We start from the raw sequence: 1,352 nt of genomic DNA on the forward strand, positions 1-1,352 counted from the left end.
CTTCCGCAATAAAGAGCGGTTTGCCAATGCCATTTACTTCCATCTCGGCGGGTTGGATCTTTACCCTGATGGGATTACTAGATGATGGGCGCCCACTCAATCAGGGGAAGAGCCGAAAAAGGAAGATGACAACCAGAAACTGATCAGGGATGCCACGCTGCTGCAACTGCAGAAAAGCAATGCCCTGGAGCAACAGCTCAAGGCCATTCGCCACAATACGGAGCAAACGGAGATTCGCCTGCTGGAACTGCAGAGGGAAATGAAGAAAGCACGCCGCAGCATCCGCATCTTCTGGCTGGCGGAGCTGTTTGGGCCGATCCTGGCCATTGCCCTTATTCTGGGCGGCGCCTGGTATGCGGTGCGATACGCTGAACAGCACTACCTGGGTGGCGAGTCCATCATCGACAAGTTCCTGCCCAGGGAGACGGCTTCCTCACCCTGATGAGATGCCCGGTTTCAGGGGGCGCAGGATGATTTGCTGTTGATGATCAGTCTGCCGCCTTTTTCAACCCGGAACGGGCGGCCACACTGCCATCAAGTTCCACCCGTGGGGCCAGAATGGAGAGGAGGCCTCCGTTCTTGATCGTGGTGCCAGGTGGCCTTGCATCGTTATGTGCTGTATTCGGGGTCTGGCAGACTACCTGGTCGTTTATGTCACCAATGCCGATGAGGCCCGTGTCCGCGGCACAGCGGCTGCTGGCGACCGTAAGTGGTTCGAGGTCGATGTCATTGGGAATCCCGTCCATGTCGATGTCGCCGCAGCCTTTATCCGCTTTTTCATGCAGTGTGGTCAAGCTGGTGCCAAAACGATCAGCGATTTCCGCGGTGATACCGGAGACATCATCAGGCGTGATGGGTTGGTAAAAGGGGAATCTGTCTGTTCCTGGAACGCTGATTCCGCTGTTGCGCAAAAAGATCACGTCTCCGGCACCGGCCTGACCGCTTACAGTGGTGCCTGGAGCCCCCACCACCACATCGATGTTCTGGTCTGAGTTGAACTGGCCCGTTGCAATGGCTTCCCCCAGCTGCTGTTCGGGGGCGGTGCCCTGTGTGAGGAGTTCGCTGTGGCGGCCATCGAGAAAGCCATTCCTGGCGCCGTACAATATGAAGAAGGCACCGGAATTATCCATGCCGGAATGGCTATCATAAGGTGCGGCCACGAGAAGATCGTCGCTGCCATCTGCATCGAGGTCCGCAGCCGCCAGCGTTAAACCGAACCAGTCATCCTTCTGGCAAGCGTGTCTTCGGCCTCGTGATAGATTTTGGGACATCCCAGTCCCCAAAATCGACTCGGCCTTTGACAACCCATTGGTGCCCCAGCCGTCCTGGTCACCAAGCACTACGCAACAACT

At 57.0% G+C, this 1,352-nt stretch carries 2 protein-coding genes; one reads left to right on the forward strand and one right to left on the reverse strand.

Annotation, left to right across the window (positions count from 1 at the left end; genetic code table 11):
* Positions 1 to 259 precede the first annotated feature (259 nt).
* Complete coding sequence (locus ACOCD2_RS20140; protein WP_293650236.1) at positions 260 to 442, forward strand: hypothetical protein; 183 nt, start codon at positions 260 to 262, stop codon at positions 440 to 442.
* A 46-nt stretch (positions 443 to 488) separates the two neighbouring features.
* Here ACOCD2_RS20140 and ACOCD2_RS20145 read toward each other — a convergent pair whose 3' ends face one another.
* Positions 489 to 1,271, reverse strand: coding sequence for an integrin alpha (locus ACOCD2_RS20145; RefSeq protein ID WP_293650237.1), 783 nt, complete (start codon positions 1,269 to 1,271; stop codon positions 489 to 491).
* Positions 1,272 to 1,352: the final 81 nt, after the last annotated feature.

The organism is Thiolapillus sp. (genome assembly GCF_048562965.1).
Taxonomy (GTDB): Bacteria; Pseudomonadota; Gammaproteobacteria; order Chromatiales; family Chromatiaceae; genus Thiolapillus; species Thiolapillus brandeum_A.

Excerpts from the sequence above, each read along its gene's own strand:
- ACOCD2_RS20140 (WP_293650236.1), top strand. The coding sequence starts at position 260 with ATGAAGAAAGCACGCCGCAGCATCCGCATCTTCTGGCTGGCGGAGCTG.
- ACOCD2_RS20145 (WP_293650237.1), bottom strand. The coding sequence starts at position 1,271 with ATGTCCCAAAATCTATCACGAGGCCGAAGACACGCTTGCCAGAAGGAT.